The sequence below is a fragment of the Pirellulales bacterium genome, assembly GCA_036490175.1.
Lineage (GTDB): Bacteria > Planctomycetota > Planctomycetia > Pirellulales > JACPPG01 > JACPPG01.
In genome coordinates, this window is the sequence record DASXEJ010000382.1 from 41,758 (window position 1) to 61,000 (window position 19,243).

Below are 19,243 nucleotides of genomic sequence, written 5' to 3' on the forward strand. Positions count from 1 at the left end.
GTTCCGTCATATCACTGCTGGACAAGCCAACAGTGGCACCCCGGTACGTTGCAATGGCAACGGACGTGCCCGAGAATAGGGCCTTCTTGCCTGCAACCTGCGCCGGACAGACCTGCCGAGGCCAATCATGATTCTGCAATACTCTCGCCGCCGCGCGCTACTGCCGGTAGCGATTCTGCTCGCTATCGCCTCGCACTGTAGCTTCACCACCGCTGACGACGACCTCGGCAAGCGCATCGATGCCGTGATCGATGCCGCAGAATTCAAGCACGCGCATTGGGGCGTGTTGGCGGTGGACATGGATTCTGGTGCGACACTGTACGAACGAGCGGCCGACAAGCTCTTCGCACCGGCCTCGACAACGAAGCTGTATTCCGTGGCCGCGGCCCTGGACGAGTTTGGCGCCGACTATTGCTTCGAGACGCCCGTCTATGCCACCGCCGAAGTGGATAAGGACGGCCGTTTGGCGGGCAACCTGGTGCTAGTGGCCAGTGGCGACCTGAACATGGGAGGCCGAACCGACGAACAAGGCCACATTGCGTTTGTCGATTCGGACCATACTTACGCCAACTTCAGTCGCTCGGCCGAGATAACCAAGCCCAACCCTCTGGCAGGCCTTGATGAAATGGCCCGGCAAATTGCGGCCGCCGGAATTAAGCACGTCGAAGGCGACGTGCTGGTTGACGACCGGTTGTTCCAGTCCGCCGAGGGCACCGGTAGTGGCCCTGGACGACTGACGCCGATCATCATCAACGACAACGTGATCGATGTGCGGATTACGCCCACGCGGCCCGGTGAACTGGCCAAGGCCGAGTGGCGGCCACAGACGGCGGCCGTGCGCGTGGACGTGCAGGTCGACACGGTCGCAGCCAAAGGCGAGACGCACGTCGACGTGCAATCGCCGGAGGAAGGTGTCGTGATCGTGGACGGGCAGATCCCGGCCGAGGCAAAACCTTTGGTGCGCATTCATGAAGTTACGGATGCGGCGTCGTTCGCGCGGTCGCTATTGATCGAGGCGCTGCGTCGCGCGGACGTGCGCGTCGAGGCTTCTCCCTTGGACTCGAACGATGACGACAACCTGCCGGAGAATACCGAATACGCCACGATGCAGCGCGTGGCGCTGTTGAAATCGCCTCCTTTTTCCGAGGCCGCGAAGCTGATCCTCAAGGTCAGCCACAACCTACACGCCAGCACCCTGCCCTTGCTGTTGGCGGCGCGACATGACGAACGGACGTTATCGGCAGGATTGCGGTTGCAGCACAATTTTCTGGCCCGCGTGGGGGTCGACGTCGATTCGATTTCGTTCGGCGGCGGCGCCGGCGGAGACCGCGCTGATTACACGACGCCGCGCACCACGGTCCAACTGCTGCGCTACATGGCGACGCGTCCCGACTTCGAAGAATACCGGCAGGCATTACCGATTTTGGGGGTCGACGGTACGCTGGCCTCCTCGGTGGGCAAAGACAGCCCGGCGCGCGGCAAGGTACAAGCCAAGACCGGCACGCTGGTGTGGAGCAATGTCATGAACGGCACGTCGATGCTCAATAGTAAGGCCTTGGCCGGGTACGCCACGACAGCCGCTGGCCGGCGCGTGGCACTTGCCATGTTCGTGAACCAGGTACAGATTCATAAGCCCGACGATCGCGAGCACGTCGGCCAGGTGCTGGGCAAAGTGTGCGAGGAGATCGTAAAAGCGAAATGATGACCTGAGTGCAAGACGACCAAGACGAAGCCCACCAACGTCCATCATCTTGCCTTTGGTGTTCGTCATTTCTTCAAATATTTCTTCGGCACCTCGGCGCCGGCCACGTAGTTGAGCTTGCCGAGCTTGCACATCTGATAGACGTGGATACGGAAATCGGGGCAGGTGCTGACGAAGCAATACGCATCTGTCGGCGTGAAGCCATATTCGGTGATCAGCCAATCCATCATGTTCACCGTGGCCGTCTCGACTGCCACTTCCAAGGGTCGGAACGCGTACAACGAGATAATCGCATCGGGCTTCTCAATGCGCATCCAGGGAATGCGCTTTTGCTTGATCAGGTCGAGCTTCAGGCGAACGGTGGACTTGGTTTCGGCCGCGGTACCCGTGAACTCGGTGTCTCCCTGGCTGGCATGTACGTCACCGACGTAGAAGAGCGCCCCGGGATGAAACACTGGTAGAAAGATCCGATTCCCCGGTGCGACGTCGCGGATGTCGAGATTGCCGCCCCACTCCCCCTGCCCGTCGACACTCGTCGTCACTTCACGATCGGGCGCGACGCCCAACGTGCCGACAAACGGTGTCAGCGGCCAGGTGATCTTGTCGTTGAACTGCAGGGTGCCGTCGCGCGTGGTGCCGCTCGCGCCGGGCGTGTGGTGAAAGATCCGCGTTGTGTATTCGCTCGACAACTCGGGCCAGCGCGTCGACTCGCCCAGCGGCCCGCGGCGCGGACCCACGGCAGTCCACGAATAATCGTCGACCAGGATGTCGTCGAGTGTGATGACCAGCGTATCGCCTCGTTCGGCGCCAGAGAGCCAGACGGGTCCGCCGATCGGGTTCGCCATGGGAGGGTAGCGATCGAAACCGGGGCGTCGCGCCGGAATCGCCTTATCGTCTGTCGAGCGGAAGTAGCCGGTGCTGGCGTCATACGTTTCGATCTCGAACGTCTCGCCTGGCTCGACCCGCAACAGCGGCTCGTCCAGCCAATTGAAAGCGTATTTGCGTGCCTGTTCGCGATCGATACGTTGCACCGAAAGTCCTCCGAAATAGGGACCCGACAGCGATTTACATCACCACCGTCCTGGGCTGAATCGGCATTATAGAAAGCGGCCTCCGGCATTACGAATCCTGCTCTACGCGCGGTTGCCGGAACTTGTTAAGAATTGCCCAGCCACGGAGGGCCAGACGATGTCTCAGCCACAATTCGTCCCGCGTATTCACTCGACCAGCATGATCGTCATCCCGGCGCGCCTGGCCTCTTCCAGGCTGCCGCGAAAGATGTTGCTGCGCGACACGGGCAAATCGTTGATCCAGCACACGTTCGAGGCGGCCCGCCGCGCCATGCGCCCCACGAGCGTCTGCGTGGCGACAGACCACGAAGAAATTCTCAGCGAAGTTCGCGCCTTCGGCGGCGAAGTCGAGATGACCAGCATCGATTGCGCCAGCGGAACGGATCGCGTGGCCGAGATAGCGCGGCGGCGGCCCGACATCGATATCTTTGTCAACGTGCAGGGGGACGAGCCCGAGCTGTCTGGTCATTCGGTCGACCTGGCGATTGAACTTTTGGAACGCGATCCAACGTTGATGATGTCGACACTGGCCACACCGATTCGCAGGCGTGAACAGCTGCTCGATCCGGCCTGCGTGAAAGTCGTCTTCGACGGGCGCGGCCGTGCCTTGTATTTCAGCCGCTGCCCGATCCCCTTCGTGCGTGACTGGCACGACGACTTGCTCACGGAAAATCCGCCCAACTTCTATCAGCACGTGGGGCTATACGCCTATCGGCGCGAGTTCTTGCTGCAGATTGCCCAAATGCCGCCGGCGCGGCTCGAGCAGTTGGAGAAACTCGAGCAGTTGCGGGTGCTCGACGCGGGATACCAGATTGCCGTGGGCGTGGTCGACGAGCCGACCGTAGGCATCGATACGCCCGAGGATTATGAGGCGTTTGTGAAACGCACCCACGGACGCTAGAATGTGGCTCCAGGGTTCGATTGGGGAATGGCGACCCTGGCCCTCCCTTTAGGCCCCAATTGCTCGGGCTTACCTCGTTTCATAGTCGTAGCACTGTGGCAATGTTTTTTGCCCTGGCCGCTCGGTGGGTAGTGGCGCGCGAACACGCGAACCAACCCGTGGAAATTCATCAAGCACACGGACGGTGGAACGTATGACCAAGCACATCTTTGTCACCGGCGGCGTCGTGAGCTCACTCGGCAAGGGGCTGACGAGTGCTTCAATCGGCATGTTGCTGGAACGTCGCGGCTTGCGCGTGCGCATGCAGAAGCTTGATCCCTACATTAACGTCGATCCAGGCACGATGAGCCCCTATCAGCACGGCGAAGTCTACGTGCTGGACGATGGCAGCGAGACCGATCTCGACCTGGGGCACTACGAGCGGTTCACCAACAGTCCGCTCACGCGGGACTCGAACTACACCACCGGGCAGATTTATTTGTCCGTGATCAATAAGGAACGGCGCGGCGAGTTTCTGGGCAATACCGTGCAGGTGATCCCCCATATCACGAACGAGATCAAGGCGGATATCGCGAAGCTGGCTGGTGAGAATGTCGACGTCGTGATCACCGAGATCGGCGGCACCGTCGGCGATATCGAGAGCCAGCCTTTTTTGGAAGCCATTCGCCAGTACTCGCTGGATATTGGCAAAGAAAACTGCCTTTATATCCACCTGACGCTGGTGCCATATCTTAAGGCGGCCGGCGAACTAAAGACCAAGCCGACCCAACATTCGGTGGGCCAACTGCGTCAGATCGGCGTTCAACCCGATATTTTGATCTGCCGCACCGAGCGGACGATCAGCCGCGAGGATCGCGAGAAGATCGCGCTCTTTTGCAACGTTCCCAAGGATGCCGTGATCGAGGAGAAAGACAAGGATTTCTCGATTTACGAAGTTCCGCTGAGCCTGATGGACAACAAGCTCGATGATTTGATCGTGCGCCGCCTGGGCCTTACGGCGGGGCATCTCGACATGGACGACTGGCGCGACCTGCTACACAAGCTGCGTAACCCCGATCACGAGTTGGGTATCGCCGTGGTGGGCAAATATGCCGAGCACCGCGACGCCTACAAATCCATTTACGAGGCACTCGATCACGCCGGGATCGCCAATCGGGCCCAAATCCGCATCCAACGCATTCAAAGCGAGGAAGTCGAACGCGACGGACCGGAACGGCTGTTGGCCGGCTACGACGGGCTACTCGTGCCAGGGGGATTTGGCGAGCGCGGCATCGAGGGGAAGGTCGAGGCGATTCGCTTTGCCCGCGAGCGTGGAATTCCGTTCCTGGGAATCTGCCTGGGGATGCAGTGCGCGGCAGTGGAATTTGCCCGCAATGTTGTCGGCCTTGCGGGCGCCCATTCGACCGAAATGGCAAAGGACACCCCCCACCCAGTGATTTGCCTGTTAGACGAACAGCAGACCATTACAGACAAGGGGGGCACAATGCGGCTCGGATCGCAAGAAGCCGTGCTCGACCCCGAAAGTCACGCCGCCAAGGCGTACCAACGCACCAGGATTTTCGAGCGGCATCGGCATCGCTACGAATTCAACAACGTGTACCGCAATCAATTCGCTGCCCATGGCATGCTCTTCGCCGGCACCAGCCCCGACCAGTCGCTCGTGGAACTGATCGAGTTGCCCGCGCATCCCTGGTTCGTGGCGGTGCAATTCCATCCGGAATTCAAGAGCAAGCCGACGGCTGCCCATCCGCTGTTTGCCAACTTTATCGGTGCGGCGCTGGCGCGACATTCGCTACGCGGCGAACGGTCACGCGAAGTGGAAATGCCGTAACGGTCGGGCCTGCCGCTCTGAACAGCGGCCCCGGCCCGATGCTGTTCGTATGTTTTGCCTTGCGTGCGGTGGCAAAAGTCACTGAGGGCGGACTCCTCTCAACAAACTGGCCAGCGACACGGCGCACCACGTCCCTTCCAGCACGACGAAGGGAAAGAAGCCGATCATGTAGGACGCCAGGCAGGCCAGGCCGGCGCCCAGGGCGTTGGCCACTTGATAGCGGCGTGATCCAGCCGGTACACGGCCGATCAAGTTGAGGAAGAACGCGCCGAGCAGGATCGCAACACCCAGCGAGCCGATCCAGTCCGCCATTTCTGCAGGATCATTGGGCATGCTGCCGCATTCTGCACAGGAACGCCGCGAGAGGTTTGGCGACGGACGGAGTCCATACAAAGCGAAATGTACGCCCGCCAGGGCGAATGTGACGCGCCCATGATCGCTGACGCTTCGCTAAGCTCCGGCTCTCGGTCCTGATCGCCGCGGGCATAAAAGACCATGCCCGGACGGAGAAGAATATTTGGCTTCCATGCCAATGATGCCAATCCTTGGTCTTGTGCTTTCCAACCGGGTGACAAGCGGGGAAAACAACACTTACTCCGTTCCGGGCATGGGCGCGTATGTGCGCTAGCCGGTTAGTCGATCAAACAGGCGCCGAAATTTCGGCATTCGTTTTTCCAGGTATTCGAGCCAGGAGTTGATGTTCCAGATCTCCAGGCAGACGGCCGCGCCGATCAGCAGCACGTCGCTGTTGGGTTCCACGCGGAGAAACTCGCGAAAGCCTTCGGGTAGCAAAAGCCGGCCGCGGCCAGCCAATGTGACTTGAGTTTGTCGGGTCGATAATAACCGGCCCAGCAGTTGTACTTCTGCTAAGCGTGACTCGAGCTTGCCGGCACGCAGCTTGCCTTGAATGACTTCTACCCCCGCATCGAACGTCCCCTGCCACTGGGCCTGATTCCATAAGCTGAGGCAGCCCGGGCGTTCCTTGGCGAGAATACACGTGGCCTGCTCTCCACCGAGCGATGCGATGAATTCCTGCGGAATCGACAACCGATAACGCTCGTCGAGCGTCCGTCGAAACTCTCCCAGGATCAGGTTGTCGTCCCTAACCATGTCGGTCGGACCACTGAGGACAGGTACTCGTCAGCTCGCAGCGAGACTGCGACTCCGTTCTCGTGCCGGCCAGCTTTGCCAGAACTAGAGTTGGGCAAGAATCCCCAGCCTTTAGCTCTAAAATAACCATTGTGGGTCCATTCCCCACACAGGAAGGAGTCTACCAACTCGAACTCGATTTGCAACCACATTTCTGCTGAAAAAATTCTCGTTGAGGACAGGTCGCGATGTGCGGGAATTTATCGCGAACAGACGCGTTTCACCGCATCAAGATGTCGAGAATCGCGAGCAAACCGCGCGACCCACGCAGAAAAAAATCGCCACGATTCTGTGTTTGCAAAGTTTGAAATCGCATGTTGCAACACGAACGTCGTGCGGACTTCGCATTGCTGGACACACCGATTCGTCGCCGCGCATAAGCGTGGCCCCTGTCTTGAGCAAGCTATTTCGGACCGCTGCGCCTGAGCGTTCTGAAACCATCACGCGCTACGAAGGGTATCCGACAACGTCGAGAGATTTACGACTTTGCAGCGTAAACGAAAAACGGTCGATTCCCGGCAACTGCCCATTGTCAGGCTTGGCAATGCAAGCGGGCCCACGGGGGCCAGACCGGCAACGATGTCTGTAAAGCTGGCTACTTCGCGCATGGCAGGTAAACACAGCGCCGGCTTCGCGGACTCCCCTCGGTAGCAGTTAAAAGACGATGTTCTGCTTGGGTTTATGTCGCATTGTTTCTCAAAGCATGCAACAATGTGTGTCGTCGAAGTCCTCAGCTTGACTCAGTTGCTCCGATTCTCCAGAATCCAGCACAGCTAGGGCCGACCGGCCTGCGAAATTATGGCGACCTGAAGATCCAGGATGGATCTGCCGATCATGGCGATTTGGAGTTGTTCGCCTCGTGCCTGGCGGAATGTGTTCGCACCCGCGCTGATTCACCCTCTTGTGCCATCCAGAGATTCCTATTGTGCCTGAGAGCCTGCCACGCCGCCGTGATGATCGAGAGCCGATTGTCATCACCGGCATTGGCATGATCGCCTCGGTCGGCAAAGATCGCGAAAGCGTGTGGCACGCCGTCCAACAGGGCCACAGCGGAGTGCGCAGCCTGCGGGGCATGGCAGGCATTCCCGACGATCTGCTCATTGCGGCAACCGTCGACGTGCCACTGGGTCGCCCCGGCGAGTTGAAGACTATTACACTGTTGCACATCGCCGCGGCCGAGGCCCTCGCCGATGCGCACGTGTGCTTGAACGAAATCGATCGCGATCGTTTCGCGTGCGCGATAAGCGGACACATGGGTGACACAGGCTTCGTCGTCGAGCAACTCGGGCTCGATCAGATGATCGTCCCCATGGCTGTCCCCTGGTGGCAACAATGGATGCCCAACACGGGCTGCTCGTCGGTGGCGAATCGCTTTGGATTGAACGGCCCGCGGATTTGTCACTCTACAGCCTGCGCCAGCGGATTGATCGACATTCTGGCTGCCGTCCGCACGATAGAAGATGGCAAGGCCGATGTGGCTCTGGCCGGTAGCGCCGAGGGAATCCACCCGTTGTTCGCCGCGGGATTTCATCGCATGGGCGTGCTCGCGCATCATGAAGATCCTGCGCAGGCGTGTCGCCCATTCGATAGCGAACGAAGTGGCTTCGTGATGGGCGAAGGGGGCGCGCTGTTCGTCATCGAACGGCTAAGCCACGCCGTGAATCGCGGCGCGCGGATCTACGCCGAAATCCTTGGCGGCCGGATTCTGGCCGAAGCGCATCACGTCACCGGACTGGACGCTGACAGTGAAGCGCTTGCGTACCTCATCTCGACGACGCTCAATGACGCGCGGCTGGCTCCCAGCGAGGTCAACTATATCAACGCCCACGGGACCGGCACGTTGCAAAACGACGTGGTCGAGACGCGGGGCATTCGCCGCGCGCTCGGTCGCGCGGCTGACAAGATCTGGGTCAGCGCCACCAAGTCCATGCTGGGTCACCTGGTGAATGCCTCGGGCAGTGTCGAGCTGGCGATCACGACGCTGGCACTACGCGACGGATTCGCTCCGCCCACATTGAACCTGACAAATCCCGATCCGCAGTGCGATCTGGATTGCATCCCGTTGGTGGGCCGGTCTTCGCAATTTCAGACGGCGCTGAAAATCTCGGTCGCATTCGGCGGCCACCTGGCGGCTATCGTGCTGAGGCGCTGGATGGATGCCTCGACCGGGTTCAACTACCCGCCAAAAATCGCTGCCTGACCAGCCGCCTTTCGGGCCGCCATCAACAACCGCATTGGGCCGTAAAGGCCGAACGCAATCGTGGCGTGCCGCTTCCGGTGCCTGATCCTGGGACTTATGCATTGAGCCGCAGCAGGCGGCGGGCGTTATCGCGAAATATCTTCGCCGCCGCTTCCGCTGGCAAGCCGATTTGCGCGAACAGCTCGAGCTGGGGCACGTCTTGACCGGGCGCGAGAAAATCGGTGCCGAACATCAGGCGATCCTGGCGGCGGATGAGAAAGGCGCGGCCAAATGCCGGATCGCGGCGGATGGCACCGGCGCCGCTGCCGGCCGAAAGGTCGCCGTACAGATTGGGGTACTTGTCCATCAGTCGGTCGATCGCGCCGCCGGCCGCGACTTCTCCGCGTGGGTAACCGGCCATGTCGGCCGCCGTGACGCCTCCACCGATCGAAGCCCACCATCCCGGGCCATGCCCGATAAAAGGGACGGTCGCGTGCGCGCTGAGCACGCGTTCCAACCCTGGCAGGCCCGGCGCATCCATGTTGCGCAAGTTGTCCAAGTGAAACAAAACCGGCAACTCCAGTTCGGCGCAAGCGCCGTACAGCGCCATGTTGCCTGGATCGTCGATCGCAACTCCTGGCTTGTGCTCGCCGAATCCGCGGACGCCGGCGTCGACATAGCGCCGCAGCATCGCCACCAGCCCCGCGTGGCCGCCAGTGTAACTTGTGCGCGGATCGACCGAGCAGAACGGTATCAACCGATCGCGAAACGGCTTGGTCTGTGCAAGCACATAGTCGCTGCTGATCGGATAGCTGCTCGACTCGGGCGAAACCAGCGGCAGCACGACGGCCTGCGCAATATCGGCGGCATCCATCCAGCGCAACAACTCTTCGGCGGTTAGCTCCTTGCCCGTGTTCCACACCGTGCCGAGATGGGTGTGAACGTCAACGTAGCGACCGGCTGGGAACTTTCCCTGCGGCGCCGCGCCACAAAGATCGCCCGAGAGGAAGTCGGCGGTGAGGGCCGTGGCGCACGCGCCGGCAACGTATCGGCCGAAGGCGCGTCGGGTTGTACGGGAAAGATGCATAGAGTGACCTGTGGTTGGTCGGCGTTCTGTGCCTGACGACGACTAGGGATTCCCCTCGCCATCGCGCCGGTGCAATTCGGAATGCTCCTGTTCATCACTGGGACGATTGTCGCGGCCGCGGGCGGCGGTCAACTCGATATGATCCACGAACTTGACGTTGGCGCACTCGTCGATTTCGTCAGTGTGGCAGGCGGCATAATCGGGAATCACAAAACGCACAGGGCCACCGGCCTTGGCTGGCAACGGCCCGCCGTCGAAGGCGTAGATCAACAGCCCGCGCTCGCGCACGGCAGCCAAGGGGATGCTGGCGTGAAAATCATCAGTCGCCGAGTGCAAGGTCAGATACTGCGCCACGGTCCGCACGCCCACGTGAGCTAACAATCCTGCCAGAGTCACGGCGCGACCATGCCGCTTGGGATCCAGACGGCTGACATCGGCAACCTGGCTACCGAATTCGACCGCTGCTAAATCCGCGAGCGACAGCCTTGCGGGGCGATCCACTTCACCATCGATCAACAGAATTACAGAATCAGCCACGATGATGACTCGCACGGATACAAGATTCGGATGTGAAAGCCACGCGACCACGCCGCGCAGGCATCATACCGGCGTCGCCGAGTCCACGCGACGGGCGCAAAAAAAGAGCGGGCGCCGCTCCCGACCATGTGGAGCGGCGCCCGCCAAAAGATGGGTCGACCCGCGGGCCTAGGGCCCGACATTCCGTTACGAGCAACCCATGCTATTGCCGCAGTTGTGACAGAGATAGCAGTTTCCGTTGCGGACCGTGATCGCACCGCAGCTGTCGCAGCTGGGGGCATCGGCCTGGAAACTGGCAAATTGCTCGCTGCGGATGCGAGGACGTGCGGCGACGTCGCTCTCTGTGCGCTCCAACAGCAAGGTGCCGACCTGATGGCCATGACCGTTGCCATTACCGTTTCCGTTGACGTGAGCCTTGGGAGACGCCGTATGACCATTGGTCTTTTCGGCGCCACGCGGGCCACCTGACTTCGCGGTGTCCTTCGCTTTGGGCGATCCTGCCCCCGCATTCAGCCCGCCGTTCATCCTGGCGACGGGCTTGATCTCACCGGGAGCATCCTCCCCGGCAGAGCCGGCCGTCTCGGTCGGAGACATGTTGGCGTTCGCCTCGCGATAGCCTGGCAGGAACGTGATCCCCAACCAACGAAAGATGTAATCCACAAGGCTCTTGGCGATGCGGATATCCGGATTCTTGGTGTGCCCCATCGGCTCGAAGCGTGTATGCGAGAACTTGTTCACATACACTTCCAGGGGAACGCCGTATTGCATGCTCATCGAGACCGCGGTGCCGAAGCAATCCATCAAGCCGCCGACGGTGCTTCCTTCCTTGGCCATGGTGATGAACAGTTCGCCCGGCCGGCCGTCGTCGTATAGGCCGACCGTGATATATCCCTCGTGGCCGACGATGCTGAACTTGTGCGTGACGGACTTGCGTGTGTCCGGCAAGCGCTCTCGGCGGGGTGCCGCTTTTTGCTTCTCGGCGGCGCGATCCCCTTCGGTGCTAGTCGAGAGGGGCTGGCTTTCCTTCGAGCCGTCACGATACACGGCCAAAGCCTTCAAACCCATCCGCCACCCTTCCAGGTAGGCGTCGGCGACGTCCGCCGGCGTCGTATCACGCGGCATGTTCACTGTCTTGCTGATGGCACCCGACAGGAACGGCTGAGCGGCGGCCATCATCCGCACGTGGGCACGCCAAGAGATCGAACGCGTGCCATTGCGCGGTTGAAATGCACAATCGAAGACCGGCAAATGGGCATCCGACAGATCGGCGGCGCCTTCGATCGTGTCTTCGCGATCGATATACGCCACGATCGACTCAATCTGCGGCTCGTCGTAGCCTAGCGTTCGCAGGGCGAGCGGCACCGTCTGGTTGACGATCTTCAGCATCCCGCCGCCGGCGAGCTGCTTGTACTTCACCAACGCGATGTCAGGCTCGATGCCCGTGGTATCGCAATCCATCAGGAAGCTGATCGTGCCGGTGGGGGCCAGAACCGTTGCCTGGGCGTTGCGGAAACCGTGGACGCGGCCGCTGGAGAGAACGTCGTCCCATAGCGAGCGGGCTGCGTCCTTGAGGTAGGCCGGGCAGACGTCGTCGATCGTCTCGACGGCGTCACGATGCATCTGCATAACACTCAACATCGGCTCGCGGTTCTTCGGATAGCCCTCGAACGGACCGACCGCGGCCGCCAACTCGACGCTGCACAGGTTGGCAGCACCGTGGAGCAGAGCCGTCATCGCTCCACACAAACCCAGGGCTCCCTGCGAATCGTAGGGCAGACCGCTGGCCATGCTCAGGCTGCCGAGATTTGAGTAGCCCAATCCCAGCGGACGGAACATGTGGCTGTTGCGAGCGATGTCGGCCGTGGGATAGCTGGCATGATCGACCAGAATTTCCTGGGCGATGAAGAAGATGCGGCAGGCGGCCTTGAACCGCTCGACATCGAACGTGCCGTCCGACTGCCGGAACTTCATCAGGTTGATGCTGGCCAGATTGCAGGCCGTGTCATCCAGGAACATGTATTCCGAACAAGGGTTCGAAGCGTTGATCCGGCCCGAATTGGGGCAGGTGTTCCAATGGTTGATCGTGGTGTCGTACTGTACGCCCGGGTCGCCGCAATACCAGGCGCCTTCGGCCATCTTGGCCATCACGTCGCGAGCGGGCCAGCTGGGACCCGGCCGACTTGGCTCTGTGACCCAGTGGGTGCTCCAGGGCTTGTCATCCAATACGGCCTGAATGAAATCGTCTGTCAGACGGACCGAGAGGTTGGCGTTCTGGAACAAGATCGAGCTATAGGCTTCGCCGTTGAAGTTCGATTCGTACCCGTTCTCGATGAGGATGCGGGCCTTCTTCTCTTCCTTCAGCTTGCACTCGATGAACTCCATGACGTCCGGGTGCCAGACCTTGAGCGATTGCATCTTGGCCGCACGGCGCGTCTTGCCACCACTCTTTACCACGGCCGCAATCTGGTCGAAAACCCGCATGAACGACAGCGGACCCGAGGGCTTGCCGCCGCCGGACAGCTTCTCGCGATGCGAGCGTAGCGTGGAAAGATCGGTCCCCGTGCCCGAGCCGAACTTGAACAACATGGCCTCGCTACGGGCGAGCTCCATGATGTCTTCCATGCTGTCGTCGACGCTCTGAATGAAACAGGCCGAGCCTTGGGGAAACTCGTAGGGGTTCTCCGGACGTCGCACTTCCTGAGCTTCGAGGTCGAAATGCCAATTGCACTGCGATCCCTTCACGCCGTACTGATGGAACAGGCCGACGTTGAACCACACCGGCGAATTGAATGCTCCGTGCTGGTGCAGGCAGAGCCACGACAAATCGCGATAGAATCGTTCGCAGTCGCTGGGCGTGGCGAAGTAGCCGTCCTTCTCGCCCCAATCGGCAATCGTCCGGCTGACCCGGTGGATCAGTTGGCGAACGCTGTTCTCGCGCTCTGGGGTGGCCACCTCTCCGTAGAAGTATTTGCTGCAGACGACGTTGGTCGCCAATTGGCTCCAGGTCGAGGGAACTTCGCAGTCGTTCTGCTCGAAGAGAACGTCACCGTCTTCGCCTTTGATGGCGGCGGTGCGAATCTCCCACTGAACGGTCTCGAACGGATCGGCCGCGTCGACCGGACAAAAGTCGGAGTTGATAACCAGTCCGTTCGGAAACCGACGAACCGGCTTCTTCTTGGCCGCCGAGGCCGTGACGCGTGATTGCGTGGCGCCTGTATCTTGCTGGGTCATGAGGGCATCCTTTCCAGTAGTATACAAATTTATACTACAATAGAAATGTCTTCGGCAGGCGGCCGGTCCCGGGATACCATTCCTGGGCCCTGCTTCCTTGTTTTCCCGGACTCCCCATCTTTCGGGGAATGCACGCTATATATTGTAGCTGATCAATAAGACAGGTACAACATCAAGTGCAGGAGCCAAGTCTACACGTTTTGAATCGACTGTCAATGAAATTCTAACAATGGCACAACCTACTGCCAAAACTGTACTTAGAACGCACGTTCGGGAACCTCGCCGAGTCGGTCTCGGCGGGCGGAGCGGTGATAAAAGGTTGTGGGCCCTTTCGTTGCGGCGATTCGTGCTAGCTGCGAGATCTCTGCCGTTGGCCCAAGAAGTTTTTAATGGACGATTGGGACCCTGATCCCTTAGGTCCGGCACTCGTCACCCGGGGACCGCTACCTTCCCAAACGACCCAATAGAAAAAGGCCGCCACCCAGAAATGGGGCGGCGACCTTTGAGAAGGCGCATTGATTGGCTGACCGACAGAGGTTGGTGTCTAGCCTACCAGAATCTTGCTGACGCGGACCTTGGTGTGCAATTGGCGATGGCCTGTCTTGCGGCGCGAATTCTTTCGCCGACGCATCTTTTGCACGACCAGCTTGGGTCCCTGCGACACGCCCACGACCTCGGCGACGACCGCTGCCCCGGCAAGCGTGGGCTGGCCGATCTTGGTGCCGGAATCGTCCCCAAAGGCCAGGACCTGGTCGAAACGCAACTCATCCCCCGCGCTTGCTTCGCGGTAATCGAGCTCGAACTCCAGACCTTCGTGGACTTTATATTGCCGTCCGCCGTCGACGATGATCGCGTACATCGCTGCGTTCCCGTAATCGCTGTTTGTCAGTTACAAGCCGGCGGCTGATGCCGCGGCAGTTCGCCGAGACAAAAACCCGGCGAACCTACGAATATCCAGATTTTGAGCCTTGCAGTGTAGTGGACCACCAGCCGCGCGTCGAGGGTCAACGGGCCTGGAATTTGATGTCCCGGCCGTTGGAATCGAAGGTTTCGACCAGCAGATGCTCCGGGGGGACCCCCTCCCGCCCGTAAATCTGCACCGAGATTCCGGCGTCGTCCTCGATTTTGGCCAATTCACGGCGTTTCTTGTTGTTCAGATACGTTGCCACCTCGTCAGCCACTGTGACAGCCACCTTCGAAGCATCCTCCTGTTGGCTGGCCAAAATCAGCATGCGTACGACCTCGATGGCCATGCTCTCGGCGGTTTTGACAACGCCCGTTCCCTCGCAGCCAGGGCAATCCTTGAACACGCTCCGCTTGAGGCTGGGGCGAATCCTTTGCCGTGTCATCTCGATCAGGCCGAAGGGGCTGGTGCGCAGGATCTTGGTCCTGGCCCGATCGCGCTTGACGGCGTCGCGCAGCGCGCGCTCGACCCCGCGGCGGTGTCTTTCCTTACGCATATCGATAAAGTCGTTGACGATCACGCCTCCCAGATCACGCAAGCGCAGCTGCCGCGCGATCTCGCGAGCCGCCAGCAGATTCATTTGATAGGCGGTCTCCTCGGCGGAGTCGTCGGCGCGAAAATTTCCGCTGTTCACGTCGATCGCCACAAGAGCCTCGGTCTGGTCGACGACGATCGACCCGCCCTGCCTCAGGGGGACCTTGCGCTGATGAATACGACTGATTTCTTCGTCGAGCCGATAGCGATGAAACAGCGGCTCTTTACCTTCGTACAGTTGCAAGCGATGCACGTAGCGCGGCATGACGATTTGCAAAAACTCTTTGGCACGCTCGTGCGCGGCATGCTCGTCGATGTAGATGGCATCGACGTCGCCGGTAAAGATGTCGCGAATCGTGCGTATGATCATGTCGCTCTCTTCGTAGATATCTACGGGAGCCGGCGACTTCTTGATCCTGCGGACGATTACCTTCCAGAGCCTGAGCAAATAGGCCAGGTCGCGCGACAGTTCCTTCTTCGTGCGATCGATTCCTGCCGTGCGGATGATAAAGCCCAACCCCTTCGGCGGGTTCAGTTCGAGCATCACGTCGCGCAGCTTGCGGCGGATATCGTCGTCTTCGATCTTGCGGGAAACTCCCACCCGCCCTAATGCCGGCATCAGGACCAGATAGCGCCCCGGAATGCTGATATAGGTGGACAGCGTGGGACCTTTGGTGCCGATGCCTTCCTTGATGACCTGCACCAGGACCTCGTCGCCGCGGCGGAGAATATCCTGAATCGGAGGCTTAATGCGCGGCCGGGCGCCTGGGCGTGGTCCGCGCCTGCCGCGTTGCGGCTGAGACTCTTCGCCTTCATCGCCGACATGCTCATCTCCGCCGTTGCCGCGATGGCGATGCGAGCCGCCATCCTCGATCGGCTTATTCGGATCGTAGCCGCCTTGCCGGAAGTATTGCGGCTCGACGTCGCTGATGTGCAAAAAGCCGTTGCGCCCCACACCGAAATCGATGAAGGCGGCCTGAATGCTCGGCTCTATATTGACGACTTTCCCTTTGTAGATGTTTCCCACGTAGTTGTCTTGACTGCTGCGTTCGATGTACAGCTCTTCCAAGACACCATCTTCGACGATCGCAATCCGGCATTCCTCGGGCTGCGAAACATTGATCAACATTTCCTGCTTCATGCTATGGCTTTCTAGGTCGGCATGCTGTCGTGAGCCACGGTGTTCTCGACGATCCGCAGCGGATCGGTATGAAGAGGTCTTCATCGCGCGAGTACCACCTCGGTTCGGATCGGGAACAAGCCTTGCTCGCGCAAGTCGTCCAATCCCAACGCGGTGAGGATGTCCTTGGCGCGCAAGCTACGCTCGCGCGAGGCAGACAAACGAAATCGCAACACGCCCCCGTCAACCGCGGCGGCGACAAGTAGACCGCGTAGATCCACGGTCGGCTTGGCACTGCGTGCCACCGGCAACGTGGACTGTGCGAGCAAGGACGCTACGCGGGCAGCCGTCTCGGCCTGCCGGTCGTCGGGCAACGGAAACTCGTAGGCAAACTCGCTGACTTCAGCGCTGGGCGCCGTCGGCGGTAGCTCCTCGACCTGAGTCGTGGTTAGGCCGGCCGGTGCACTTGCAGAAATCGTGTTGCGGATTGCGTCGATCGTTTCGTCCCCGTCGAAGTCCACCTCGACGACCTCATCGTAACCGGCTTCTCCCATCGGCAGCGCCGAGGGGAGGCTGATGCGCGGGCGCCGATGGCACCCTTCGGTCATGACAAGCGGCACTCCGGCGCGGCGCAGGATACGCTCCCAGGCGCGCACCAGGTCGAGGTGGCCAATCAGGCGTAGATCCCCTTCTTTGCGAAATCGTAGGCGTACTCTTCGTCGAACCATCAGCTCATGTGCTTCGCGCTGCCGATGCGCGAAGCGTTTGGTTGTTCGTCGCCACGATCACCTGGCGGCCCTCGGGCCGCACGACTACTCCGGCAGATCGGGCAGGATTGTCTTCAACTCTTGTCTCAAATAACTCGTCACGTCGCGGGCATTTTCGAGCGACAGGGCTCGCTCTGCCACGGCGCGGCACTGCTCCAGCGTAACGCTGCGGCAGAGACGCTTGATCTCGGGGACTGCGGCGGCCGCGACGCTCATTTTCCGCAACCCCAAACCCAAAAGAAGCATCGTGTATGTAGAATTCGCGCTCATTTGTCCACAGAGATTGATCGGCTTGCCATGCCGATCGGCGGCCGTGATCGCCATGCTGATGAGCTTCAGCACCGCGGGATCGCTGCCGCTGTACAGATCGGCCACGTCCTTGTTGCTGCGATCAACGGCCAATGTGTACTGAATCAAGTCGTTGGTGCCGATGCTGAGAAAATCGACCTCTTCCACAAAATGATCGATCATCAGCACCGCCGACGGAACCTCGACCATCATGCCGACCGGGATGTCACGGTTGTACGTCTCGCCGCGCTCATCCAGGTCTTCCATTACGTCGGCCAGCACCATCTTGGCCTGACGCAACTCCAATAACGTGGCAATCAAAGGGAACATTACACGCACGTCGCCGACGGCGCTAGCGCGCAAAATCGCCCGCAGTTGCGTACGGAACATCGGCAGATTGCGCAGCGCCAACCTCGTGCTACGAAGACCGAGAAAGGGATTTTTCTCGTCTTCAATTACCACCTGCGTAGTCACTTTATCCGCGCCCAGATCAAAGGTGCGAATAATGACCGGCCGATGATCCATCGTCTTTACAACGCCGGAATAGGCCTGAAAATGAACTTCCTCGTCCGGCGGCGTCGTGACGCCCAAGTAAAGAAACTCCGTCCGATATAGACCGATACCGTCGGCGCCACGGGTCAGGCACTGACGTGCTTCGTGCGGGAACTCGATATTCCCGAGCAGCTCGATGCAGGCCCCATCCTTGGTCGTCGCCGGCAGATCGCGCAGCGCCGACAGCTCGACTTCATGGGTCTTGTGGTGCTCTTCATCGCGACGATACCAAGCCAGCGTCTCGTCGTCGGGCTGGAGAATGACCTGCCCTCGATCACCGTCGACGATCACCATGTCTCCGCCGGATACATCGGTCAGGAACGTGCCGATGCCGACGACGGCGGGAATCTCCATGCCTTGCGCCACGATCGCCGTGTGGCTGCCAGGCCCGCCTAACTCGGTGGCAAAGCCAAGCGCAAACTGACGATCGAGATTGGCAACCTCGCTGGGAGTCAGATTGTGCGCCAGCACCAAAACGGGTGACGTCAACGAAGAGATTTCCTCGCGGCGACGCCCTAGCAGGTTGCGCAGCAGGCGTTTCTCGATATCCAGAATGTCCGTGGCCCGTTCGGCCATGGAACTGCTTTGGAGCGACTGGAAGACTTTGACGTAGCGGCGGAGGGCCCGACTGACGGCATACTCTGGCGAGTAGTGCCGGTCGCGGATCAGCTGCTCCAACTCGCCGCGCAGGCGCGGGTCGCGGAGCATTTGCAGATGAGCTTCGAAGATGGCGCCATACTCGCGGCCCAACTCCAGCGCGACCGCATCCCGGTTGCGCTCGACTTCTTGCATCGAGGCCGCGAATGCGGCTTCCAGACGCAGCAGTTCTTCATCGACGGCGTCGCGCGCGACGAAGCGGCGAGGGATGCGAAATCCCTCATTTCCCATGACAAGTGCCTCGCCGATCGCCACACCGGGCGAAACGGCGATACCCTGCAACCGCTGCATGTGAATCCTTGTGTGCTGCCTGGCGCCGGTGCGCCTTGGTAGCGTGCTGGGCCGGCAACTGCACGTCCAGCAAGCGCCGCCAACGCGACGAGGCGCGTGGGGGGCGACGGCTCCGGGGCCACGCTTCCCGCCTCCGCGCACCAAAGTGCATGTCACCCAATGGTGCGGTGGGATGGTTGCGCGTGCCTGGCGGTCAGCCGCCACCGGCTACTTGCCGCGTGAAAGCAGAAACGCCCCCTGTTGGGGAACCCGACGGCGGCCGGACGATTCGCGTCGCAGCCAAGCGTCAGATGCGCTTGCTAATTCCCGCGCGGCAAGAACTCTGGCTTCGGCGATCGCTGGCGGCACGCGTTTGTGCCGGCCGGCAGCTCGCCAAGCCCCAC

General features: G+C 60.6%; 14 protein-coding genes. 4 read left to right on the forward strand and 10 right to left on the reverse strand.

All coding sequences use genetic code 11. The features are described 5' to 3' along the window. Positions 1-127 precede the first annotated feature (127 nt). The gene (dacB, locus tag VGG64_29390) at positions 128-1,702 is read left to right on the forward strand and encodes a D-alanyl-D-alanine carboxypeptidase/D-alanyl-D-alanine-endopeptidase (GenBank protein HEY1603753.1); all 1,575 of its coding nucleotides are present in this window, start codon (positions 128-130) and stop codon (positions 1,700-1,702) included. Between the two features lie 65 nt (positions 1,703-1,767). On the opposite strand, the gene VGG64_29395 is transcribed toward dacB, so the two are convergent. Then, positions 1,768-2,733 carry an acetamidase/formamidase family protein gene (locus VGG64_29395; GenBank protein ID HEY1603754.1) on the reverse strand — a complete coding sequence of 322 codons (966 nt, stop codon included), beginning with the start codon at positions 2,731-2,733 and terminating at the stop codon, positions 1,768-1,770. Positions 2,734-2,890: 157 nt separating this feature from the next. Between VGG64_29395 and kdsB the strand changes: the two genes are divergently transcribed. Continuing rightward, complete coding sequence (gene kdsB, locus VGG64_29400) at positions 2,891-3,673, forward strand: 3-deoxy-manno-octulosonate cytidylyltransferase (GenBank protein ID HEY1603755.1); 783 nt, start codon at positions 2,891-2,893, stop codon at positions 3,671-3,673. Between the two features lie 193 nt (positions 3,674-3,866). Further along, the gene (locus tag VGG64_29405) at positions 3,867-5,504 is read left to right on the forward strand and encodes a CTP synthase (protein HEY1603756.1); all 1,638 of its coding nucleotides are present in this window, start codon (positions 3,867-3,869) and stop codon (positions 5,502-5,504) included. Between the two features lie 78 nt (positions 5,505-5,582). Here VGG64_29405 and VGG64_29410 read toward each other — a convergent pair whose 3' ends face one another. Together VGG64_29410 and VGG64_29415 are read right to left on the reverse strand one after the other, a co-directional pair. Next, the gene (locus VGG64_29410) at positions 5,583-5,837 is read right to left on the reverse strand and encodes a hypothetical protein (GenBank protein HEY1603757.1); all 255 of its coding nucleotides are present in this window, start codon (positions 5,835-5,837) and stop codon (positions 5,583-5,585) included. Between the two features lie 291 nt (positions 5,838-6,128). Further along, positions 6,129-6,614: a division/cell wall cluster transcriptional repressor MraZ gene (locus tag VGG64_29415; GenBank protein HEY1603758.1), complete on the reverse strand. Its 486-nt coding sequence runs from the start codon at positions 6,612-6,614 to the stop codon at positions 6,129-6,131. Between the two features lie 964 nt (positions 6,615-7,578). Between VGG64_29415 and VGG64_29420 the strand changes: the two genes are divergently transcribed. Then, positions 7,579-8,853: a beta-ketoacyl-[acyl-carrier-protein] synthase family protein gene (locus VGG64_29420; GenBank protein ID HEY1603759.1), complete on the forward strand. Its 1,275-nt coding sequence runs from the start codon at positions 7,579-7,581 to the stop codon at positions 8,851-8,853. 94 nt (positions 8,854-8,947) lie between these two features. On the opposite strand, the gene VGG64_29425 is transcribed toward VGG64_29420, so the two are convergent. From VGG64_29425 to ptsP, 7 genes are all read right to left on the reverse strand, one after another. Further along, positions 8,948-9,919, reverse strand: a complete 972-nt coding sequence (locus VGG64_29425) for an amidohydrolase family protein (GenBank protein HEY1603760.1) — start codon at positions 9,917-9,919, stop codon at positions 8,948-8,950. A 42-nt stretch (positions 9,920-9,961) separates the two neighbouring features. Next, on the reverse strand, positions 9,962-10,456 hold the full coding sequence (locus VGG64_29430; protein HEY1603761.1) for a molybdopterin-dependent oxidoreductase: 495 nt from the start codon (positions 10,454-10,456) through the stop codon (positions 9,962-9,964). A gap of 186 nt (positions 10,457-10,642) precedes the next feature. After that, positions 10,643-13,687 (reverse strand): vitamin B12-dependent ribonucleotide reductase, encoded by a 3,045-nt coding sequence (locus VGG64_29435; GenBank protein HEY1603762.1) that lies wholly within the window; start codon positions 13,685-13,687, stop codon positions 10,643-10,645. 544 nt (positions 13,688-14,231) lie between these two features. Continuing rightward, the gene (rplU, locus tag VGG64_29440; protein ID HEY1603763.1) at positions 14,232-14,546 is read right to left on the reverse strand and encodes a 50S ribosomal protein L21; all 315 of its coding nucleotides are present in this window, start codon (positions 14,544-14,546) and stop codon (positions 14,232-14,234) included. 145 nt (positions 14,547-14,691) lie between these two features. Next, a complete protein-coding gene (locus VGG64_29445) occupies positions 14,692-16,326 on the reverse strand; it encodes an Rne/Rng family ribonuclease (protein HEY1603764.1) in 1,635 nt (544 codons plus the stop codon). A gap of 80 nt (positions 16,327-16,406) precedes the next feature. Continuing rightward, a complete protein-coding gene (locus VGG64_29450; protein HEY1603765.1) occupies positions 16,407-17,033 on the reverse strand; it encodes a TIGR03936 family radical SAM-associated protein in 627 nt (208 codons plus the stop codon). An 84-nt stretch (positions 17,034-17,117) separates the two neighbouring features. After that, on the reverse strand, positions 17,118-18,860 hold the full coding sequence (gene ptsP, locus VGG64_29455; GenBank protein HEY1603766.1) for a phosphoenolpyruvate--protein phosphotransferase: 1,743 nt from the start codon (positions 18,858-18,860) through the stop codon (positions 17,118-17,120). Positions 18,861-19,243: the final 383 nt, after the last annotated feature.